Origin of the sequence: Mesorhizobium sp. M5C.F.Ca.IN.020.32.2.1 (genome assembly GCF_004023105.1) — a bacterium.
Classification (GTDB): domain Bacteria; phylum Pseudomonadota; class Alphaproteobacteria; order Rhizobiales; family Rhizobiaceae; genus Mesorhizobium; species Mesorhizobium wenxiniae.
The window spans coordinates 1-1,330 of record NZ_RZSX01001252.1 but is presented as its reverse complement, the minus strand read 5'-3'; the positions used below and the strand labels follow the sequence as shown (position 1 = coordinate 1,330).

General features: G+C 60.8%; 1 protein-coding gene and 1 pseudogene. Both read right to left on the bottom strand.

The features are described from left to right. Nucleotides 1-242: alpha/beta fold hydrolase (locus EOA86_RS34890; protein ID WP_128345649.1), on the bottom strand; the 242-nt coding region annotated here is incomplete at its 3' end. Between the two features lie 119 nt (nt 243-361). Beyond that, nucleotides 362-1,330 (bottom strand): annotated as a pseudogene (locus EOA86_RS34885) (hypothetical protein); the annotation flags it as partial.

Here is a 1,330-nt window from a genome sequence, read left to right as displayed (position 1 = left end):
CTCCTAATTCTGCGTGCGGCGAGGTCTGCAAGAACGGCCCGAGCGGCCGCCTTGGCCGGGCCACCACCCGGGAAATCGAGGGATAGCCCATGGCCCGGAAGATCATAGGCCAGCGTCCGTGAACCAAGTGCCAGTGTCGAAATCACCTCCTGCCAGTCGCCGTGACAACCGCCGAAGCCATGCAGGAAGACAACCGTCTTCGGGCCGGCGCCCCGTTCGGCAGCGTAAAGGGATGAAATCATGAATTTTATGGTTCTACTGCAAAATCAAACAGTACGCGAGGTTCCAGATTATGGCTCGACTGCGCCTTGTCCAAGCCGATGGCCAGTGAGTTCCCGCGATCAGCCGTGCGTTAGAAGCGCTAGCTGGCATTGCCGAGCCCGGCGGCACGCAAGGCCTCGACCAGCCGGTCGATCAGATCGGCGGGGTATCTCCGCTCGACAAAGGTTGCGCGCGGATCTGCAGCGAATTTCGGGAATTTGACAGTCATCTCGTCCGCGAGTTCGTGGGCCAGTTGATTGCGGCCGGCTGCCTTCGCGCCGATCAGCCGCGCAGCCAGATAGTGCGATTTCGTGGGCGTCGCTTGCAACGCATCACTGGCAAGCGCGGCCTTATTCATATCGCCCGCCATGAACTGCCCGACGAAAAGCCCGTAGTCCCACCAGGTCGGATGGGCGCTGGAAGTTTCGGCGGCGTGAGCTAGGATAGGTGTTCCCTCCCTATACCTGCCGGCAAAAATCAGCCCATAGGCGTAAGCTGCCGCCATGCTGAGGTCGTAAGGGTTGAGTTCGTAGGCCTTGTGCATCCAGCGGATCGATTCCTCCGAATTGCCGAGGCGGGAATTGAGATAGCCATAGGCACGGTGGGCATAGGGACTGGTCGGCCCCATCTGCACGGCGCGACGGGCAAGCGACATCGCCTGTTCGATCGTCGCGCCGGCCGGATAGGCGTAGTGATCTGTGGCCGCCTCGAGATGCAGGGTCGCGAGCTCCGAATAGACGAGTGACGATTTCGCATCCCGGTTGATCAGGTTTTCGAGACAGCGATAGGCAGCCTCATGGGTTTTGGCGCCCTGGTCGAGATAGTACTTGTCGTTGAGCAGCAGACATTCCGTCAGGCCGGTCTGAAGGCCGCTCTGTTCGATGTAGTTGTAGATCGTGCCAGAGGCGGGAGCGGCCGAACTCAAAATGCCGGCGACACTATCCTCGACGGTGGAGGGTGTGCTGTCGGCGGCAGTCAAGTTGCGTGACAGCAGGACCCGTCCGGTCGCCCCGCTTTGAAGCTCCAGAGTGACATCGCCCGCCGTTGGTCCCGGCAAGACGTCGAATAC